Below are 16,842 nucleotides of genomic sequence, written 5' to 3'. Positions count from 1 at the left end.
AGTGGAGTTTCCGTGCCATGTCGAACGGGGCGGGTCCGAAGGGGTACGGGGGCGTGCGGGCGGGTGGTCTTTCGCCCCTGAGGTTCCGTCACCTCCGCCACGTCACCGTGCGGGCACGAAAGAACCCCGGTCCGAGGGACCGGGGTTCCGGGTACGGGGGCCGCCCCCGGGGTCACTCCGACAGGTGTCGCTCCACCGTCTCCACCTTCGAGGTGAGGCCGTCCGTCACGCCGGGGCGGATGTCCGCCTTGAGGACGACCGAGACGCGGGGCGCGCGGGCCTCGACGGCGGCGACGGCACGCTTGACGACCGCCATCACCTCGTCCCACTCACCTTCGATCGAGGTGAACATCGCGTCGGTGCGGTTGGGCAGCCCCGACTCACGGACGACACGGACGGCGTCGGCGACGTACTCCCCCACGTCCTCGCCGACGCCGAGCGGTGTCACGGAGAAGGCGACGATCATGCCTTCACGGCCCCTTCCGAGAATGCGCGGGAGGCGACGACCGCTTCCTCGGCCTCGCGCTTGAGCTTGCGCTCGGCGAAGAAGCCGCCGGTGGGCAGCACCGACAGGACGAAGTAGAAGGCGGCGATGCCGAAGCTCCACCGGGCGCGGTACCAGGCGAACGCCCAGAAGATCGCGTACAGGACGAAGAGGACGGCGTGGACCCGGCCCATGACGGGCACGGCATCGAAGTCCGTGGTCCGCTTCAGCACCGAGCAGACGAGCAGCAGCAGGAAGGAGACGGCTTCGGGGGCCGAGACCAGTCGGAGCCGGCGGAGTGCGGTGGCGGTCTTTATGTCCACGGGTCACCTTCGGTGGGATTCGCTGTCGGGGGGAACGCCGCCCTTGTGAACGCAAGCACAAGCGTCCCGGACATTGTGGCATCCGGCGGGCGGGATCCCGGGCCCGGGGGCCCCGACGACACCGGGTGATACCGGACGGCACCGGACGACACGCCCCCTAGGGGGCGGATCAGGGACAGGATCCACCCGTGGGCTCTGTCCGCCGTCCCGCGCTGCGGCTACCTTCACACCGTGGCGATGTTTCGACTTCAGGGCAGCAAGGTGCTCGCCGTCGACATGACCGGGGACGCCGTGAAAGCGAAGAACGGCTCCATGGTCGCGTACGACGGCCAGATGGCCTTCAAGAAGCTCAGCGGGGGCGGTGAGGGGCTCCGGGGAATGGTGACCCGTCGCCTCACCGGCGAGCAGATGACGGTGATGGAGGTGAAGGGGCACGGCACCTGCTGGTTCGCCGACCGGGCCTCGGAGATCAACCTGGTGTCCCTTCAGGGGGACAAGCTGTACGTGGAGTCGAGCAATCTGCTCGCCACGGACACGGGGCTGCGCACGGGCACGACGTTCACGGGGCTGCGCGGCGCCTCGCAGGGCAACGGCCTGTTCACGACGACCGTCGAGGGCCACGGCCAGGCGGCGATCATGTCGGACGGGCCCGCGGTGGTGCTGCGCGTCAGTTCCCAGTACCCGCTGACGGTCGATCCGGGCGCGTACATCGCGCACCAGGGCAACGTGCGGCAGTCGCTGCAGTCCGGTGTGACGTTCCGCACGCTGATCGGCGAGGGCGGCGGCGAGGCGTTCCAGATGCGCTTCGAGGGCGACGGGCTGGTCTACGTCCAGCCCAGTGAGCGCAACACGATCGCGGGGGATGTTTGACTCCTCCCCCCTAAAGGAGGGGGATTCCTGGCTCACGTTGGCCGAGGACCGGCGGTCCGGCAGCTCTTACACGATCGGCACCAGCCGGGTTGAGACCAGCCCGGACGAGCATCACGCGGGCGGAGTTCTTGTCCCTGGGGGAGAAGGCTCCGCACGCGGTGCATGCGTAGATTCGTTCCGAAAGAGGTAGTGCGTGCTTGGTTCTCGCTCCGCACTGTGCGCAGTCCATCGTGGTGTGCGCGGGGTTGACGAGGTGCAGTTCACGGCCGTGCTTGCGGGCCATATGGATCAGCGCCTGCTTGGTCGCACCGATCGCGGCATCGGCGGCCTTACGGGCCATCGTCGTCTTGGCGAGGAACCTGGGGCGGAAGTCCTCGACGGCCAGGCGGTCGTGGTCAGTTACGACCTTCTTGGCCCACTTACGGGCGGCGTCCTCGCGTTGGCGGGCGACCTTCTTGTGGAGCTTCGCGGTCTGCTTCCGCGCCTCGCGATACCCCTTCGAACCAGCCTGTCCACGCTTGGGTTTCCTGCGGTCCGTCATCCGCTGGTAGCGGGCCAGGCGCTGCGCGGCGTTCCTGCCGTGCTGGGCATGAGGCAGGTCGTGGGCGTCCGAGGTGGTCGTCGCGGTCTCTTTGACGCCCCAGTCGATGCCAATGTCCCGCCCTGTGGCGGGCAGAGACTCGGCGGTGGTCGCCACGACGAACGAGGCATACCAGTGGCCGAGGCTGTCGCAGTAGACGCGGACGGAGGACGGCGGCGCGGGCAGGTCCCGCGACCACACCACGCCCAGGCTGATCCCGCCCGCGAGGTGCAAGCGTCCGTCCTTCAGGCGGAATCCGCGCTGCGTGTAGTTCAGCGTGGGGTAGGCGGCATGCTTCTTCTTGTACCTCGGCATCCCTGCCCGTCGGCGTTGTGGCAGCCGGGCCTTGACATCCTTCAGCGCCTTGGAGCGGGACTTGGCGAAGTCGCGGATGATCTGCTGCTGCGGCACCGACGATCCGTGACGCAGCCACACGTTCGCACTGCGGGCCTCGGTCAGCATCCTGTCCAACCGGGCCGGACCGCACTTCTCGCCCTCGGCGTGCGCCTTCTTCGAGCGGGCCACGCACTCGTTCCAGATCCACCGGCACCGCGCCCACTCCGCCTCCAGCGCGGTGCGGGCGGCCAACGACGTACGCAGACGGTAGGTGTACCGGGCACACCCGGCATCACCTGTCTGTCGTTCTACCGTCGTCATGACGTCAAACATATAGCAACGCTGTGTCATCAGACAACTACAATGGCGGCATGGATGAAGAGAAACGCATCACTGTCCGGCTCCCCAGCGAACTCCACGACCGCCTCGCCGCACTGGCGAAGCGAGACCACAGGTCGGTCAACAGCGAGATCGTGCACCTCCTGGAGGTCGCACTCGCCGGTCAGCCGCAAGACGCCGGATCACCCTGACGACGACCCGTCTCTCCCTGATCTGCTCCACAGGAGTCCGATTCCTCCCCGGCCCAAAGGCCGGGACATCCACAAAGGAGCCCGGTGAGATGGCGTTCCGCGAGGTGAACTCGAAGGTCGTCGAGGCGACCGTGGTGCCGGGGCAGCGGCTGTTCAGTCAGCGCGGCGCGATGCTCGCCTACAAGGGCGAGGTGTCGTTCACCCCCAACATCCAGGGCGGGCAGGGCGGGGTGATGTCCATGATCGGCCGCCGCCTGGCCAACGAGGCGACTCCCCTCATGACCGTGGAGGGTTCGGGCACGGTCCTCTTCGGGCACGGCGGCCACCATGTCCAGGTGATCGGCCTCACGGGGGACACGCTGTACGTCGAGGCGGACCGGCTGCTGGCCTTCGACGGCACGCTCCAGCAGGGCACGATGTTCCTGGGCTCGCAGGGCGGCGTCATGGGCATGGTGCGGGGCCAGGTGACGGGTCAGGGGCTCTTCACGACCACGCTCAAGGGCCACGGGGCAGTGGCGGTCATGGCGCACGGCGGTGTCTTCGAGATCCCGATCACCCCGCAGCGCGCGGTGCACGTCGACCCGCAGGCGTATGTGGCGCACCACGGCGACGTGCGCAACAAGCTGTCCACGGCGCTGGGCTGGCGCGACATGGTGGGACGCGGTTCGGGCGAGGCGTTCCAGCTGGAGCTGAGCGGCAGCGGTTCGGTGTACGTCCAGGCCTCGGAGGAGAAGCTGTGAGCGGGTACGGAACCCCCGGCGGTCCGGTGATCCACGATCCGATGTCGCTGCCGGTCGACGACAACGTCAACAAGTACACCTTCTGCGTGGAGCTCAAGGGGAGCCAGTGGTTCCTGCAGAAGGGCAAGATGATCGCCTACTACGGATCGATGGAGTTCAACGGCATCGGGCACGGTCGACTTGACCGTCTTGTCCGTACGTCGTTCCATTCGCCTCTGCACGCGAGCGACTGGGTCGTGGCGCAGGGCTCGGGCAAGATGCTGCTCGCCGACCGGGCCTTCGACGTGAATTCGTACGACCTCGACGACGGCAACCTGACCATTCGCTCCGGCAACTTGCTCGCTTTTCAGCCAAGTCTCGCGCTCAAGCAGTCGATCGTGCCGGGGTTTCTGACACTGATCGGAACCGGCAAGTTCGTGGCCGCCTCCAACGGTCCGGTGGTGTTCATGGAACCCCCGATCCGGGTGGACCCGCAGGCCCTCGTCGGATGGGCGGACTGCCCCTCCCCCTGCCATCACTACGACCATGCGTACATGACAGGCGTGATGGGCGGTCTACGTGCGATGACGGGCCTCGGAGGAGCCTCCGGCGAGGAGCACCAGTTCGAGTTCGTGGGGGCGGGCACGGTGCTGCTCCAGTCCACCGAGATCCTGATGGCCGAGCAGGCCACGGGGGCGGTCCCGCAGCAGGCCGGGGTGCCCGGAGCGGGAGGGGTGCCCGGTCAGCACGGAGGGCAAGCCGGCGCACCGCGCCTTCCCGGACAGCTGGGGGACCTCCAGCGTCGCTTCGGGCTGTGAGCGGTAGTCTGCGGAGTGTGACGTCGAACGCACGTCGAACACGTGCGCACGGTCACACAACCCCTCACTAGTTCGCATTTCAACATTTTAGGTAGACTTCATTTATGGAGACCGAGACGGCCACGCGCTGGCTGACCGATGCGGAGCAGTGCGCCTGGCGCACCCACCTGGAGGTCAACAGGCTGTTGACGTACCAGCTTGAGAGGGACCTTCAGCCGTTCGGGCTGACCATGAACGACTACGAGATCCTGGTGAACCTCTCCGAGTCGGAGGGCGTGCGCATGCGGATGAGCGATCTGGCGTCCGCCACCCTCCAGTCCAAGAGCCGGCTCTCGCATCAGATCACGCGCATGGAGAACGCGGATCTGGTGCGCCGGGAGAACTGCGAGTCCGACCGGCGAGGGCTGTACGCGGTCCTCACCCAGCATGGCATGGAGACGATGCAGAAGGTCTCGCCTCATCATGTGGCGTCCGTGCGGCGGCACTTCATCGACCTGCTGTCGCCCGAGGCGCTCGAGGACCTGCACAAGTCGCTGCGTCCGATCGCCGAACACCTGCTGGGACAGCGCGGCAAGCCGTAGCACCCCGGGGCGCCGCGTCCGCGGCGTGATCCCGGCGGCAGGCCTCAGCCGGGCAGTCGCGCACCGTCCGGCACCTCGGGCCGCGCGCCGCCGGCCGCACCGGTCCCCGCGTCCGCACCAGGGCGCGGGGACCGTGCGCTCCGCGCGCAGACCAGGGCCGCCGCCCCCGAGACCGCGAAGCACAGCCCCGGCGGGGCCGCCGCGTCGGCCATCAGATACGACGTCGTCAGGGCCCGGGCGACGAAGAAGCCGGCACAGGCGAACGCCATGACCAGGAAGTCGACCGCGCCGAGCGAGGGACCCACGTCCAGCGCCACGACGACGGGCACCGCCTGTGGCGCTCGTCCCGGCGGCACACCCGCGTATGCCGGCGCACCCGTGCGTGGCGCCGTACCCCGAAGCGCCCCACGGGGCACCGGCGCGAAGCCGGTGCCTGGCCGGCGCTCGCTCCGCGAGCGCACCCGCCCGTGTCATCGCACCCCGGGACGGATCACGAGTGCTCCACCCCGGTGGGCGGTGCGGCATGGCGTCGCCGCCGGGGCGGCTCCCGCAAGGATCCGGACACACCGTGCCGTGCCGCTCCCGCTCCCGCTCCCGCTCCCGCCAGGGTCCCGGCGCACTGTGTCGTGCCGCTCCCGCCAGGGGGGCCTGTCGTGCGGGTGCGCGCCGCATCGTGCCGGGGCACGTCGAGCCGACCCGGCACGGGAGGGTGCGGGTCGACTCGGAGCGTGTGTCCGGCCTCGCGCCGGGCCGGTTCAGCTCTCCGTCAGGCCCTGGATCAGGGTGTCGGCGGCTTCGTAGGGGTCCAGTTCGCCCGCGACGATGCGCTCGGCGAGGGCGCTGAGACGGCGGTCGCCGTGGAGGTCGCCGATGCGCCGGCGCAGCGCGGTGACGGCGATCGTCTCGACCTCCTGGGACGCCCGGGCGAGCCTGCGCTCGGCCAGGACGCCGCGCTCCTCCATCCACGCCCGGTGCTTCTCCAGGGCCTCGACGACCTCGTCGATGCCCTCCCCGCGCGCGGCCACGGTCTTGACGATCGGCGGGCGCCAGTCCCCCGGGCCCCGGGACTCGCCGAGGCTGAGCATGTGGTTGAGCTCGCGGGCGGTGGCATCGGCGCCGTCGCGGTCGGCCTTGTTGACGACGTACACGTCGCCGATCTCCAGGATTCCCGCCTTGGCGGCCTGGATGCCGTCGCCCATACCGGGGGCGAGGAGGACGACGGAGGTGTCGGCCTGGGAGGCGATCTCCACCTCCGACTGGCCGACGCCCACCGTCTCCACCAGGATCACGTCGCAGCCCGCCGCGTCCAGGACACGGATGGCCTGGGGGGCCGACCAGGCCAGTCCGCCCAGGTGGCCGCGCGTCGCCATCGAGCGGATGTAGACGCCCGGGTCCGAGGCGTGGTCGGACATCCGGACACGGTCGCCGAGCAGCGCGCCGCCGGAGAACGGCGAGGACGGGTCGACGGCCAGTACGCCGACCCGCTTGCCCTGCCGGCGGTAGGCCGTCACCAGCGCCGACGTCGACGTCGACTTGCCGACGCCGGGCGAGCCGGTGAGCCCCACCACGTACGCGTTGCCGGTGAGCGGGGCCAGCGCGGCCATGACCTCACGGAGCTGCGGTGCCGCTCCCTCCACGAGGGAGATCAGCCGGGCCACCGCCCGCGGCCGCCCTTCCCTGGCCTGGGTCACCAGCGAGGAGACGTCCTGCATCACAGCTCCGTTCACGAGGGGTCGGTCGTTCGAACGCGGGTCAGGCCTTGGCCACCCGCACGATCAGCGCGTCGCCCTGACCGCCGCCGCCGCACAGGGCGGCCGCGCCCACACCGCCGCCGCGCCGCTTGAGTTCGAGGGCCAGGTGCAGCACGAGACGGGCGCCGGACATGCCGATCGGGTGACCGAGGGCGATGGCGCCGCCGTTGACGTTCACCTTTTCCGTGGACACCCCGAGGTCCTTCATTGACTGGACCGCGACGGCCGCGAAGGCCTCGTTGATCTCGATCAGGTCGAGGTCCTCGACCTCCAGGCCCTCCTTCTTCAGGGCGTGCAGGATCGCGTTCGAAGGCTGCGACTGGAGAGAATTGTCCGGGCCCGCCACGTTGCCGTGGGCGCCGATCTCCGCGATCCAGTCCAGACCGAGCTCCAGCGCCTTGGCCTTGCTCATCACGACCACGGCGGCCGCGCCGTCCGAGATCTGGGAGGCGCTGCCGGCGGTGATGGTGCCGTCCTTGGCGAAGGCGGGGCGCAGCTTGCCGAGCGACTCGGCGGTCGTCTCGGCGCGGATGCCCTCGTCCTTGCTGAAGACGACGGGCTCGCCCTTGCGCTGCGGGATCTCGATCGGTGTGATCTCCGCCTCGAAGATACCGTTCTTCTGGGCGGTGGCCGCGCGCTGGTGCGAGAGGGCGGCGATCTCGTCCTGCGCCGGACGCTGGATCCCGAGACGGGTGTTGTGCTTCTCCGTCGACTCGCCCATGGCGATGTTCTCGAAGGCGTCCGTCAGACCGTCGTGGGCCATGGCGTCGAGCATCTCGATGGCGCCGTACTTGTAGCCCTCGCGGGACTTCGGGAGCAGGTGCGGGGCGTTCGTCATGGACTCCTGGCCGCCGGCGACCACGATGTCGAACTCGCCGGCGCGGATCAGCTGGTCCGCGAGGGCGATGGCGTCGAGGCCGGAGAGGCACACCTTGTTGATGGTGAGAGCCGGGACGCTCATGGGGATGCCCGCCTTGACGGCGGCCTGACGTGCCGGGATCTGCCCTGCCCCGGCCTGGAGCACCTGGCCCATGATCACGTACTGCACCTGGTCGCCGCCGATGCCCGCACGGTCGAGGGCGGCCTTGATCGCGAAGCCACCGAGGTCGGCCCCGGAGAAGGACTTCAGCGAGCCCAGCAACCGTCCCATGGGCGTACGGGCGCCCGCGACGATCACCGAGGTACTGCTGTTCGTTCCAGACATGAGGTGCGATCCCCTTACCGGCTGCACAGCCGAGGAGTGAACGAGGGTTTACTGAGAATGTACTGAGCGGTAGGCCACCCGTCATCCGGCCCGCGGTGTGATCGCGCGCACGTTGCGTAACCACGCCGGGAGCGCTGCACTGACTCCATGCTGACGCGAATCGACCACATCGGGATCGCCTGTTTCGACCTCGACGCCACTGTCGAGTTCTACCGTGCGACGTACGGCTTCGAAGTCTTCCACTCCGAGATCAATGAGGAGCAGGGCGTCCGCGAGGCCATGCTCAAGATCAACGAGACGTCCGACGGCGGCGCCTCCTACCTCCAGCTGCTGGAACCCACCCGCGAGGACTCCGCCGTGGGCAAGTGGCTGGCCAAGAACGGCGAGGGCGTGCACCACATCGCCTTCGGCACCGCGGACGTCGACGGTGACGCCGCCGGCATCCGCGGCAAGGGCGTGCGGGTGCTCTACGACGAGCCCCGGACCGGGTCCATGGGGTCCCGGATCACGTTCCTGCACCCCAAGGATTGCCACGGAGTACTGACAGAACTGGTCACTTCGGCGGCGGTTGAGTCACCTGAGCACTGACCTCCGTATATCTGGGCCGGTAGGGTTGGGGTCGGTCGTCGCCTTTCACGGGGGACGGCCGTGGTCCTGGCGCCTTCCGGCGAGCGGGACCAAGGGCCGGGGTCCAGGTTTCGGGGGGCGAGCGTCGGGGCAGCAGCCCGTGCTCAGCCGTTGATCTGACACCATTCCCCGGGGGCCCCGTTCGGCGGAAGAACGGTGCTCGTTCGGAATTACTTGCGACCAGGGGACGGATGGGACCGCGCAGTGCGGGGCTACGAACGCCAGGAGCGAGAGCCGGCGGCTGACGTCGACCACCTCTCTCGGTTCGAGGCCGAGATGGAACGGCTGAAGACCGAGCGGGAGAAGGCCGTCCAGCACGCCGAGGACCGCGGCTATCAGGTCGAGGTGCTGCGCGCCAAGCTGCATGAGGCGCGCCGCAGTCTGGCGACCCGTCCTGCCTACGACGGGGCCGACATCGGCTATCAGGCCGAGCAGATGCTCCGCAATGCCCAGATGCAGGCCGACCAGCTGCGCGTCGACGCCGAGCGGGAGATCAGCCAGGCACGGGCGCAGACCCAGCGTCTCCTTCAGGAGCACGCCGAGCATTCGGCCCGGCTCCAGGCGGAGCTGCACCAGGAGGCCGTCACCCGGCGTCAGCAGCTCGACCAGGAGCTGGCGGAACGCCGCCAGACCGTCGAGTCGCACGTCAACGAGAACGTGGCGTGGGCGGAGCAGCTCCGCGCCCGCTCCGAGTCCCAGGCCCGGCGGCTGCTGGACGAGTCGCGTGCCGAGGCCGAGCAGGCGCTCGCCGCGGCCCGCGCCGAGGCCGAGCGGGTCGCCGCCGAGGCGCGCCAGCGGCTCACCACCGACGCCGAGGCGGCCCGCGCGGAGGCCGAGGCGCTGCTGCGCCGTGCCCGCACGGACGCCGAGCGGCTGCTGAACGCCGCCTCGACGCAGGCCCAGGAGGCCACCGACCACGCCGAGCAGCTGCGCAGCTCCACGGCGAACGAGTCGGACAACGCCCGCCGCCAGGCCACCGAGCTGAGCCGGGCCGCCGAGCAGCGCATGAGCGCCGCCGAGACGGCGCTGCGCGAGGCGCAGGCCGAGGCGGACAAGGTCCTGAACGAGGCCAAGGAAGCCGCCTCGAAGACGATCGCGAGCGCCGAGTCGGTCAACGAACAGCGCACCAGGACGGCGAAGGAGCAGGTCGCCCGGCTGGTCAGCGAGGCCAGCCAGGAGGCCGAGACCACCAAGTCCGAGGCCGAGCAGATCGTCGCGGACGCCCGCAGCAAGGCCGAGACGATCGTCGCGGAGGCCGAGGAGAGCGCGCGCAGCCTCACCGCCGAGGAGACCGCCTCCCAGCTCGCCAAGGCGGCCCGGACCGCCGAGGACGTGCTGGACAAGGCGTCCGAGGAGGCCAAGCGGACCACTAAGGCGGCGTCCGAGGAGGCCGAGCGGATCCGCACCGAGGCGGAGACCGAGGCCGACCGGCTGCGCGCCGAGGCGCACGACATCGCCGAGCAGCTCAAGGGCACGGCGAAGGACGACACCAAGGAGTACCGCGCCAAGACGGTCGAGCTCCAGGAGGAGGCGCGGCGGCTGCGCGGGGACGCGGAGCAGCTGCGTTCGGACGCGGTCGCCGAGGGTGAGCGCATCCGCGCCGAGGCCCGGCGCGAGGCCGTCCAGCAGATCGAGGAGGGCGCGCGGACCGCCGAGGAAGTGCTCGCCAAGGCGAAGGCGGACGCGGACGAGCTGCGCCAGGCCGCCACGGCGGACAGCGAGAAGGTCCGCACCGAGGCCATCGAGCGCGCCACGACGCTGCGCCGGCAGGCCGAGGAGACGCTGGAGCGCACCCGCGCGGAGGCCGAGCGGAACCGCGCAGACGCCGTCGAGCAGGCCGAGACGATCGCGGCCGACGCGGAGCGGGCCGCCGAGCGGCAGCGCGAGGAGACCGAGCGGGCCATAGAGGCCCGCCAGGCCGAGGCCGCCGAGGGGCTGGCCCGGCTGCACACCGAGACCGAGGAGCGTCTGGCCGCCGCCGAGCAGGCGCTGACCGACGCCCGCGCGGAGGCCGAGCGGATCCGCCGCGAGGCCTCCGAGGAGATCGACCGGCTGCGTTCGGAGTCCGCCGAGCGGATCCGTACGCTCCAGGCTCAGGCCGAGACGGAGGCCGACCGGCTGCGCGACGAGGCCGCGGCGGACGCGGCGGCGTCCCGTGCCGAGGGCGAGGCCATCGCCGTACGGCTGCGTTCGGACGCCGTGGCGGAGGCCGAGCGGCTCAAGTCGGAGGCACAGGACAGCGCCGACCGGGTGCGGAGCGAGGCGCAGGCCGCGGCCGAGCGCCTGGCGACCGAGGGTGCCGAGACGCTGGCCGCCGCCCAGGAGGAGGCCGCCCGGCGCCGCCGCGAGGCCGAGGAGACCCTCGGTTCGGCGCGCCAGGAGGCCGACCAGGAGCGCGAGCGGGCCCGCGAGCAGAGCGAGGAACTGCTGGCTTCCGCGCGCAAGCGCGTCGAGGAGGCACAGGCCGAGGCCGTACGTCTCGTCGAGGAGGCCGACCGGCGCGCGACCGAGATGGTCTCCAACGCCGAGCAGACCGCGCAGCAGGTGCGCGACTCGGTGGCGGGGCTGCACGAGCAGGCCCAGGACGAGATCACCGGGCTGCGCTCGGCCGCCGAGCACGTGGCGGACCGTACGCGGACCGAGGCGCAGGAGGAGGCGGACCGGGTCCGCGCCGACGCGTACGCCGAGCGCGAGCGGGCGTCCGAGGACGCGGCGCGCCTGCGGCGCGAGGCGAACGAGGAGACGGAGGCCGCGCGCGCCCTCGCGGAGCGCACGGTCGCGGAGGCGATCGCCGAGGCGGAGCGGATGCGTTCGGACGCCTCCGACCACGCCCAGCGGGTGCGCACCGAGGTGTCGGACGCGATCGCGAACGCCGACCAGGACGCCGCGCGCACCCGTGCGGACGCCCGGGAGGACGCGAACCGGATCCGTTCGGACGCGGCCGCGCAGGTGGACACCCTCATCACGGAGGCGACGGCGGAGGCCGAGCGGCTCGGCACCGAGACCGCGGCCGAGGCCGAGCGGGTACGCGCCGAGGCCGTGGCCAAGGCCGAGAAGCTCATCTCGGACGCGACCGGTGACGCGGAGCGGCTGCGCGCCGAGGCCTCCGAGGCGGTCGGTTCCGCCCAGCAGCACTCCGAGCGGATCCGCACCGAGGCCGAGCGCTTCAAGGTACGGGCGACGGAGGAGGGCGAGCGGCGTACGGCGGCGGCGCGCGAGGAGTCCGAGCGCCTGCTGGACGAGGCACGCCGGGAGGCCAACAAGAAGCGCTCCGAGGCGGCCGAGCAGGTCGACACGCTCATCACCGAGACGGCGGCCGAGGCGGACAAGCTGCTCTCGGAGGCGCAGCAGAGCGCGCAGAAGACGACGGCGGACGCCGAGTCGCAGGCCGACACGATGGTCGGGGTGGCGCGTGGCGAGGCCGAGCGGCTCGTCTCGGAGGCGACCGTCGAGGGCAACACCCGCGTGGAGCGGGCCCGTGCGGACGCGGACGAGCTGCTGATCGGCGCTCGCCGGGACGCCACGGCGATCCGGGAGCGCGCCGAGGAACTGCGCGACCGTGTCACGTCCGAGATCGAGGATCTGCACGAGCGGGCGCGCCGTGAGTCGTCCGAGGCGATGAAGAACGCGGGCGACCGGTGCGACGCGCTCATCAAGGCCGCCGAGGACCAGCTCGCCGAGGCCGAGGCGAAGGCCAAGGACCTGGTGGCGGAGGCGAACTCCGAGGCGAGCAAGGTCCGGATCGCCGCCGTGCGCAAGGCCGAGGGGCTCCTCAAGGAGGCCGAGCAGAAGAAGTCCTCGCTCGTCACCGAGGCGGAGAAGATCAGGTCCGAGGCGATTCAGGAGGCGAAGGCGGCCGTCGAGGAGGGCAAGCGCGACCTGGAGGTCCTGGTCCGCCGGCGTGAGGACATCAACACGGAGATCTCCCGTGTCCAGGATGTCCTGGAAGCGTTGGAGTCCTTCGAGGCTCCTACGGCCGGCAAGGACGGCGCGGTGAAGGCGGGTGCGGCCGCGGGGGCGGCACGGTCGGGTGGGAAGGCGTCGGAGAGCTAGACGACGGCCGGTCGGGTGGCAGGGCGTCGGAGAGCTGGACGGAAGCGTGGATTACGTGCTTAGTAGGACGTTTGTCACAGGTTCTGGCAAGCCTTCCGGCGGCCGGCCACCCAAAAGGGGTGTCATTCTCCAGATCAAACACGTATCCGCTCGATGACACACCGCATTGCCCCCTAGGATTCCACCTATCACCTCACCGGTCTCATTCGACAGGAACCCCATGAGCGACACTTCCCCCTACGGCTTCGAGCTTGTGCGGCGTGGATACGACCGCGCTCAGGTGGACGAACGCATCTCGAAGCTCGTCTCCGACCGTGACAGCGCTCTGGCCCGTATCACCGCCCTTGAAAAGCGCATCGAGGAACTCCATCTCGAAACGCAGAACGCCCAGGCACAGGTGAGCGACGCCGAGCCGTCGTACGCCGGTCTCGGCGCACGCGTCGAGAAGATCCTCCGCCTCGCCGAGGAGGAGGCCAAGGACCTGCGCGAGGAGGCCCGTCGCGCGTCCGAGCAGCACCGCGAGCTCGCCGAGTCGGCGGCTCAGCAGGTGCGCAACGACGCCGAGTCGTTCGCCGCGGACCGCAAGTCCAAGGCGGAGGACGAGGGCGTCCGGATCGTCGAGAAGGCCAAGAGCGACGCCTCGCAGCTGCGCTCCGATGCGCAGAAGGACGCCGCGTCCAAGCGTGAGGAGGCGGACGCCCTCTTCGAGGAGACCCGCGCCAAGGCCGCCCAGGCCGCCGCCGATTTCGAGACGAACCTCGCCAAGCGCCGCGAGCAGTCCGAGCGCGACCTGGCCTCGCGTCAGGCCAAGGCCGAGAAGCGCCTCGCGGAGATCGAGCACCGCGCGGAGCAGCTCCGCCTGGAGGCCGAGAAGCTGCGCACGGACGCCGAGCGCCGCGCCCGCCAGACGGTGGAGACGGCTCAGCGCCAGGCCGAGGACATCGTGGCCGACGCCAACGCCAAGGCCGACCGGATCCGTTCGGAATCCGAGCGCGAGCTGGCCGCCCTCACCAACCGCCGCGACTCGATCAACGCGCAGCTCACGAACGTCCGCGAGATGCTCGCGACGCTCACGGGCGCCGCGGTGGCCGCCGCCACCGGCCCGGCGGAGGACGAGCCGATCTCCCGCGGGGTTCCGGCACAGCAGTCCCGGTAACCGCACAGCACGACACCAGGGCCCGCTCCCTCTGCCGAGGGCGCGGGCCTTGTCGTCGGGTGGCAGGCCCCTGGGGGCCGTCTTAGCGTGGCCGCATGATCGAGCTCGAGGGGCTGACGAAGCGGTACGGCGAGAAGGTGGCGGTCAACAACCTCACCTTCACCGTCAGACCGGGCATCGTGACCGGCTTCCTCGGTCCCAACGGCGCCGGGAAGTCCACGACGATGCGGATGATGCTCGGGCTCGACCGTCCCACGGCCGGCGACGTACGGATCGACGGGCAGCACTACGACCGGCTCAAGGACCCGCTGAAGTACATCGGCGCCCTGCTGGACGCCCAGGCCATGCACGGCGGCCGCAGCGCCTTCAACCATCTGCTGTGCCTCGCCCAGAGCAACGGCATCCCGAGGGCGCGGGTGCACGAGGTCCTCGACACCGTCGGCCTCACCGCGGTCGCGCGGAAGAAGGCGAAGGGGTTCTCGCTGGGCATGGGCCAGCGGCTCGGCATCGCGGGCGCGCTGCTGGGCGACCCGCGGATCCTGATGTTCGACGAGCCGGTCAACGGCCTCGACCCCGAGGGCATCCACTGGATCCGCAACCTGATGAAATCCCTCGCGTCCCAGGGCCGTACGGTCTTCGTCTCCTCCCACCTCATGAGCGAGATGGCGCTGACCGCCGACCATCTCGTCGTCATCGGCCAGGGCAGGCTGCTCGCCGACACCTCGATGGCGGACTTCATCCGGCAGAACTCGCGCAGTTACGTCCGTGTCCGCTCCCCGCAGCGCGAGCGGCTGCTGGACGTGCTGAGGAACGCGGGGATCACCGTCGTCCAGACGGGCAGCGGGGCGCTGGAGGTGGACGCCGGGAAACCGGAGCACATCGGGGAGCTGGCCGCGCAGCACCAGCTCGTGCTGCACGAGCTGAGCCCTCAGCAGGCTTCGCTGGAGGAGGCGTTCATGCAGCTGACCGCGGAGTCGGTCGAGTACCACGCGCACACGGACGCGCCGGGACAGGAGCTCGCGCCGAGCCCGCCGGACACGCCCCCCGCCCCTGGCCCGCAGTGGGGCAGCGGCTGGAAGAAGGGCTGAGCGGGATGGCGGCGACCCAGGTCCTCAGGTCCGAATGGACCAAGATCCGTTCCGTGTCGTCCACGGTGTGGACGCTGAGCCTCGCGGCGGTCGTCACGATCGCGCTGGGCCTGCTCATCTCGCTCCTCTCCAACAACGAGTTCGACAACATGAGCCGACAGGACCGGCTCACCTTCGACCCGACGTACATCAGTTTCGCGGGCATGACCCTCGGCCAGCTCGCGATGATCGTGTTCGGGGTGCTCGTCGTCGGCAACGAGTACAGCACCGGCATGATCCGCACCTCGCTCTCGGCGGTCCCCCAGCGCGGCACCTTCCTGTTCAGCAAGGTCGCGGTGGCGGCCGGCCTCGCCCTGGCCGTCGGGATGATCACCAGCTTCATCACGTTCTTCGTGGGCCAGGCGGCGCTCGGCACGCACAAGGCGTCGATCAGCGACACGGGGGTGCTGCGCGCGGTGATCGGCGGGGGGCTCTACATGACGCTCATCGCCGTCTTCTCGATGGGTGTCGCGGCGATGCTGCGCTCTCCGATGCTCTCGCTCGGCATCCTGATGCCGTTCTTCTTCCTGATCTCCAACATCCTGGGCGCGGTCTCCGCGACCAAGAGGGTCGCCCGCTACCTCCCCGACCAGGCCGGCAACAGGATCCTGCGGGTGGTGACACCCATCGACGACACCCCCTACGGTCCCTGGGGCGGCCTCGGCATCATGACGCTGTGGGTGGCCGTGGCCCTGGCCGGCGGCTACGCCCTGCTCAAGAAGCGGGACGCGTAGGACGTCCGGGCGGCTCGTCACCGTCCGGGCAGGGATGGGTCAGTCCGTCGAAGTCGGACCACCCCTCCCACTGCCACACGTCCTTGCCGAGGTCCGGCTGGAGCGGTACGAAACGGCCGAGTTCGAAGTCCCCGGCCTCCAGGTCGAACCAGCGCTCGTCGGCGACCTCGGTGCCGAGTCCGACGGTCCGTGCGGTCAGCCGGACGAGCAGTTTCACCCCGGACGAGCGGGACAGGTCCTTGCCCTGGATCCGGCGGAACGGGAGTTCGGCCACCGGCGCCTCGACCGGTATCCAGACCGTGAAGGGGGCCCCTCGTTCGACCGCGAGCCAGCTCCGCTCGTCGGCCGGCTCGCCCTGCGCGTCCAGGACCTTCAGCCACTGCTTGTAGATGACGAGACTGCCGTCGTGCGGGGAGTCCTCCAGGTAGCGCAGATGGGCGCGGGCCCGCAGGTCCACGACCGACAGGTTGTCGAAACGGTTGTAGAAGCGGACGGCGATGATGGCGTCGTCGCTGTCCGCGTGGCGCCGCGAGTAGCCCGGGAAGTCGGCGGTCCAGGCGTGCGAGACGCTGGCCCGCCGCCGCCAGACGAAGGGCCGCAGCGCGAACAGCTTGATCAGGACGATGCCGAGCAGCACCGCCGGCACCAGCGCTCCGGTCACGGAGGCGAGCGTGGCGAGCAGCTGGTGGGCGGTGCTGTCCGGTTCGGGGTCGAGGCTGTCGGTGCCGACGCAGGCCCGCAGCACCCCCAGGCTGAGGTCGAGCAGCCGCTCCCCGTCCGAGAAACGTTCCGTCATCGAGCGCGGCGAGTCCTCGGTCAGCGTCCACGCCGCCGCCACGACGACCGAGAGTCCGGCCAGCGCGCCCAGAGTCATCAGCAGCAGGGCGTGGACGGTGCGTCCCGCGATCCACCAGCGAACGGACATGCGATAGCGCGGATGCGCCGGTCC

Annotated in this window: 17 protein-coding genes; 10 read left to right on the top strand and 7 right to left on the bottom strand. The window is 70.5% G+C overall.

Translation table 11 applies throughout. From position 1 onward, the window contains the following. Window positions 1–172: 172 nt before the first annotated feature. Window positions 173–466, bottom strand: a complete 294-nt coding sequence (locus tag OG485_RS29200) for an MTH1187 family thiamine-binding protein (RefSeq protein WP_326785456.1) — start codon at window positions 464–466, stop codon at window positions 173–175. Further along, window positions 463–807, bottom strand: coding sequence for a DUF3817 domain-containing protein (locus OG485_RS29195; protein WP_328671464.1), 345 nt, complete (start codon window positions 805–807; stop codon window positions 463–465). The genes OG485_RS29200 and OG485_RS29195 overlap by 4 nt, the downstream gene beginning before the upstream one ends. Window positions 808–1,044: 237 nt before the next feature. Here OG485_RS29195 and OG485_RS29190 point away from each other — a divergent pair, with 237 nt between their 5' ends. Then, on the top strand, window positions 1,045–1,677 hold the full coding sequence (locus tag OG485_RS29190) for an AIM24 family protein (protein ID WP_328674706.1): 633 nt from the start codon (window positions 1,045–1,047) through the stop codon (window positions 1,675–1,677). 10 nt (window positions 1,678–1,687) lie between these two features. Here OG485_RS29190 and OG485_RS29185 read toward each other — a convergent pair whose 3' ends face one another. After that, window positions 1,688–2,914 (bottom strand): RNA-guided endonuclease InsQ/TnpB family protein, encoded by a 1,227-nt coding sequence (locus OG485_RS29185; protein WP_328671463.1) that lies wholly within the window; start codon window positions 2,912–2,914, stop codon window positions 1,688–1,690. A gap of 50 nt (window positions 2,915–2,964) precedes the next feature. Here OG485_RS29185 and OG485_RS29180 point away from each other — a divergent pair, with 50 nt between their 5' ends. The 4 genes from OG485_RS29180 to OG485_RS29165 all read left to right on the top strand — a co-directional run bounded on the left by OG485_RS29180 (window position 2,965) and on the right by OG485_RS29165 (window position 5,241). Next, a complete protein-coding gene (locus OG485_RS29180; protein WP_328671462.1) occupies window positions 2,965–3,123 on the top strand; it encodes an Arc family DNA-binding protein in 159 nt (52 codons plus the stop codon). Between the two features lie 89 nt (window positions 3,124–3,212). Then, window positions 3,213–3,863: an AIM24 family protein gene (locus tag OG485_RS29175; RefSeq protein ID WP_328671461.1), complete on the top strand. Its 651-nt coding sequence runs from the start codon at window positions 3,213–3,215 to the stop codon at window positions 3,861–3,863. After that, the gene (locus OG485_RS29170) at window positions 3,860–4,660 is read left to right on the top strand and encodes an AIM24 family protein (protein ID WP_328448064.1); all 801 of its coding nucleotides are present in this window, start codon (window positions 3,860–3,862) and stop codon (window positions 4,658–4,660) included. The genes OG485_RS29175 and OG485_RS29170 overlap by 4 nt, the downstream gene beginning before the upstream one ends. A gap of 104 nt (window positions 4,661–4,764) precedes the next feature. Next, window positions 4,765–5,241 (top strand): MarR family winged helix-turn-helix transcriptional regulator, encoded by a 477-nt coding sequence (locus OG485_RS29165; protein WP_326785460.1) that lies wholly within the window; start codon window positions 4,765–4,767, stop codon window positions 5,239–5,241. 44 nt (window positions 5,242–5,285) lie between these two features. On the opposite strand, the gene OG485_RS29160 is transcribed toward OG485_RS29165, so the two are convergent. The 3 genes from OG485_RS29160 to OG485_RS29150 form a co-directional block, all read right to left on the bottom strand. Further along, the gene (locus OG485_RS29160) at window positions 5,286–5,570 is read right to left on the bottom strand and encodes a hypothetical protein (RefSeq protein WP_328671460.1); all 285 of its coding nucleotides are present in this window, start codon (window positions 5,568–5,570) and stop codon (window positions 5,286–5,288) included. A gap of 426 nt (window positions 5,571–5,996) precedes the next feature. Further along, complete coding sequence (gene meaB, locus OG485_RS29155; protein ID WP_326790793.1) at window positions 5,997–6,953, bottom strand: methylmalonyl Co-A mutase-associated GTPase MeaB; 957 nt, start codon at window positions 6,951–6,953, stop codon at window positions 5,997–5,999. A gap of 40 nt (window positions 6,954–6,993) precedes the next feature. Continuing rightward, window positions 6,994–8,196, bottom strand: coding sequence for an acetyl-CoA C-acetyltransferase (locus tag OG485_RS29150; protein WP_328671459.1), 1,203 nt, complete (start codon window positions 8,194–8,196; stop codon window positions 6,994–6,996). A gap of 147 nt (window positions 8,197–8,343) precedes the next feature. On the opposite strand from OG485_RS29150, the gene mce reads away from it, so the two are divergent. The 5 genes from mce to OG485_RS29125 all read left to right on the top strand — a co-directional run bounded on the left by mce (window position 8,344) and on the right by OG485_RS29125 (window position 15,893). Then, a complete protein-coding gene (gene mce / locus OG485_RS29145; protein ID WP_328671458.1) occupies window positions 8,344–8,784 on the top strand; it encodes a methylmalonyl-CoA epimerase in 441 nt (146 codons plus the stop codon). 243 nt (window positions 8,785–9,027) lie between these two features. Beyond that, window positions 9,028–12,876, top strand: a complete 3,849-nt coding sequence (gene scy / locus OG485_RS29140) for a polarized growth protein Scy (RefSeq protein ID WP_328671457.1) — start codon at window positions 9,028–9,030, stop codon at window positions 12,874–12,876. Window positions 12,877–13,096: 220 nt separating this feature from the next. Continuing rightward, a complete protein-coding gene (locus OG485_RS29135; RefSeq protein ID WP_328671456.1) occupies window positions 13,097–14,032 on the top strand; it encodes a cellulose-binding protein in 936 nt (311 codons plus the stop codon). Between the two features lie 95 nt (window positions 14,033–14,127). After that, window positions 14,128–15,120, top strand: a complete 993-nt coding sequence (locus tag OG485_RS29130; protein ID WP_328671455.1) for an ABC transporter ATP-binding protein — start codon at window positions 14,128–14,130, stop codon at window positions 15,118–15,120. Between the two features lie 5 nt (window positions 15,121–15,125). Beyond that, entirely contained in the window at window positions 15,126–15,893 is a 768-nt protein-coding gene (locus OG485_RS29125; RefSeq protein WP_328671454.1) for an ABC transporter permease, read from the top strand. Here the strand turns inward: OG485_RS29125 and OG485_RS29120 are convergent. Then, window positions 15,874–16,818, bottom strand: coding sequence for a hypothetical protein (locus OG485_RS29120; protein ID WP_328671453.1), 945 nt, complete (start codon window positions 16,816–16,818; stop codon window positions 15,874–15,876). The two genes, OG485_RS29125 and OG485_RS29120, sit on opposite strands and share 20 nt — an antisense overlap. Window positions 16,819–16,842 lie beyond the last annotated feature (24 nt).

Source organism: Streptomyces sp. NBC_00328, assembly GCF_036139655.1.
Taxonomy (GTDB): domain Bacteria; phylum Actinomycetota; class Actinomycetes; order Streptomycetales; family Streptomycetaceae; genus Streptomyces.
This window is presented reverse-complemented; position numbering and strand designations above follow the sequence as displayed.

Bases quoted from the DNA above. Each gene is read 5' to 3' on its own strand.
- meaB (WP_326790793.1), bottom strand. From the start codon at position 6,953: ATGCAGGACGTCTCCTCGCTGGTGACCCAGGCCAGGGAAGGGCGGCCG.
- OG485_RS29125 (WP_328671454.1), top strand. From the start codon at position 15,126: ATGGCGGCGACCCAGGTCCTCAGGTCCGAATGGACCAAGATCCGTTCC.
- mce (WP_328671458.1), top strand. From the start codon at position 8,344: ATGCTGACGCGAATCGACCACATCGGGATCGCCTGTTTCGACCTCGAC.
- OG485_RS29135 (WP_328671456.1), top strand. From the start codon at position 13,097: ATGAGCGACACTTCCCCCTACGGCTTCGAGCTTGTGCGGCGTGGATAC.
- OG485_RS29175 (WP_328671461.1), top strand. From the start codon at position 3,213: ATGGCGTTCCGCGAGGTGAACTCGAAGGTCGTCGAGGCGACCGTGGTG.
- OG485_RS29180 (WP_328671462.1), top strand. From the start codon at position 2,965: ATGGATGAAGAGAAACGCATCACTGTCCGGCTCCCCAGCGAACTCCAC.
- OG485_RS29200 (WP_326785456.1), bottom strand. From the start codon at position 466: ATGATCGTCGCCTTCTCCGTGACACCGCTCGGCGTCGGCGAGGACGTG.
- OG485_RS29130 (WP_328671455.1), top strand. From the start codon at position 14,128: ATGATCGAGCTCGAGGGGCTGACGAAGCGGTACGGCGAGAAGGTGGCG.
- OG485_RS29190 (WP_328674706.1), top strand. From the start codon at position 1,045: ATGTTTCGACTTCAGGGCAGCAAGGTGCTCGCCGTCGACATGACCGGG.
- OG485_RS29150 (WP_328671459.1), bottom strand. From the start codon at position 8,196: ATGTCTGGAACGAACAGCAGTACCTCGGTGATCGTCGCGGGCGCCCGT.
- OG485_RS29165 (WP_326785460.1), top strand. From the start codon at position 4,765: ATGGAGACCGAGACGGCCACGCGCTGGCTGACCGATGCGGAGCAGTGC.
- OG485_RS29185 (WP_328671463.1), bottom strand. From the start codon at position 2,914: ATGACGACGGTAGAACGACAGACAGGTGATGCCGGGTGTGCCCGGTAC.
- OG485_RS29120 (WP_328671453.1), bottom strand. From the start codon at position 16,818: ATGTCCGTTCGCTGGTGGATCGCGGGACGCACCGTCCACGCCCTGCTG.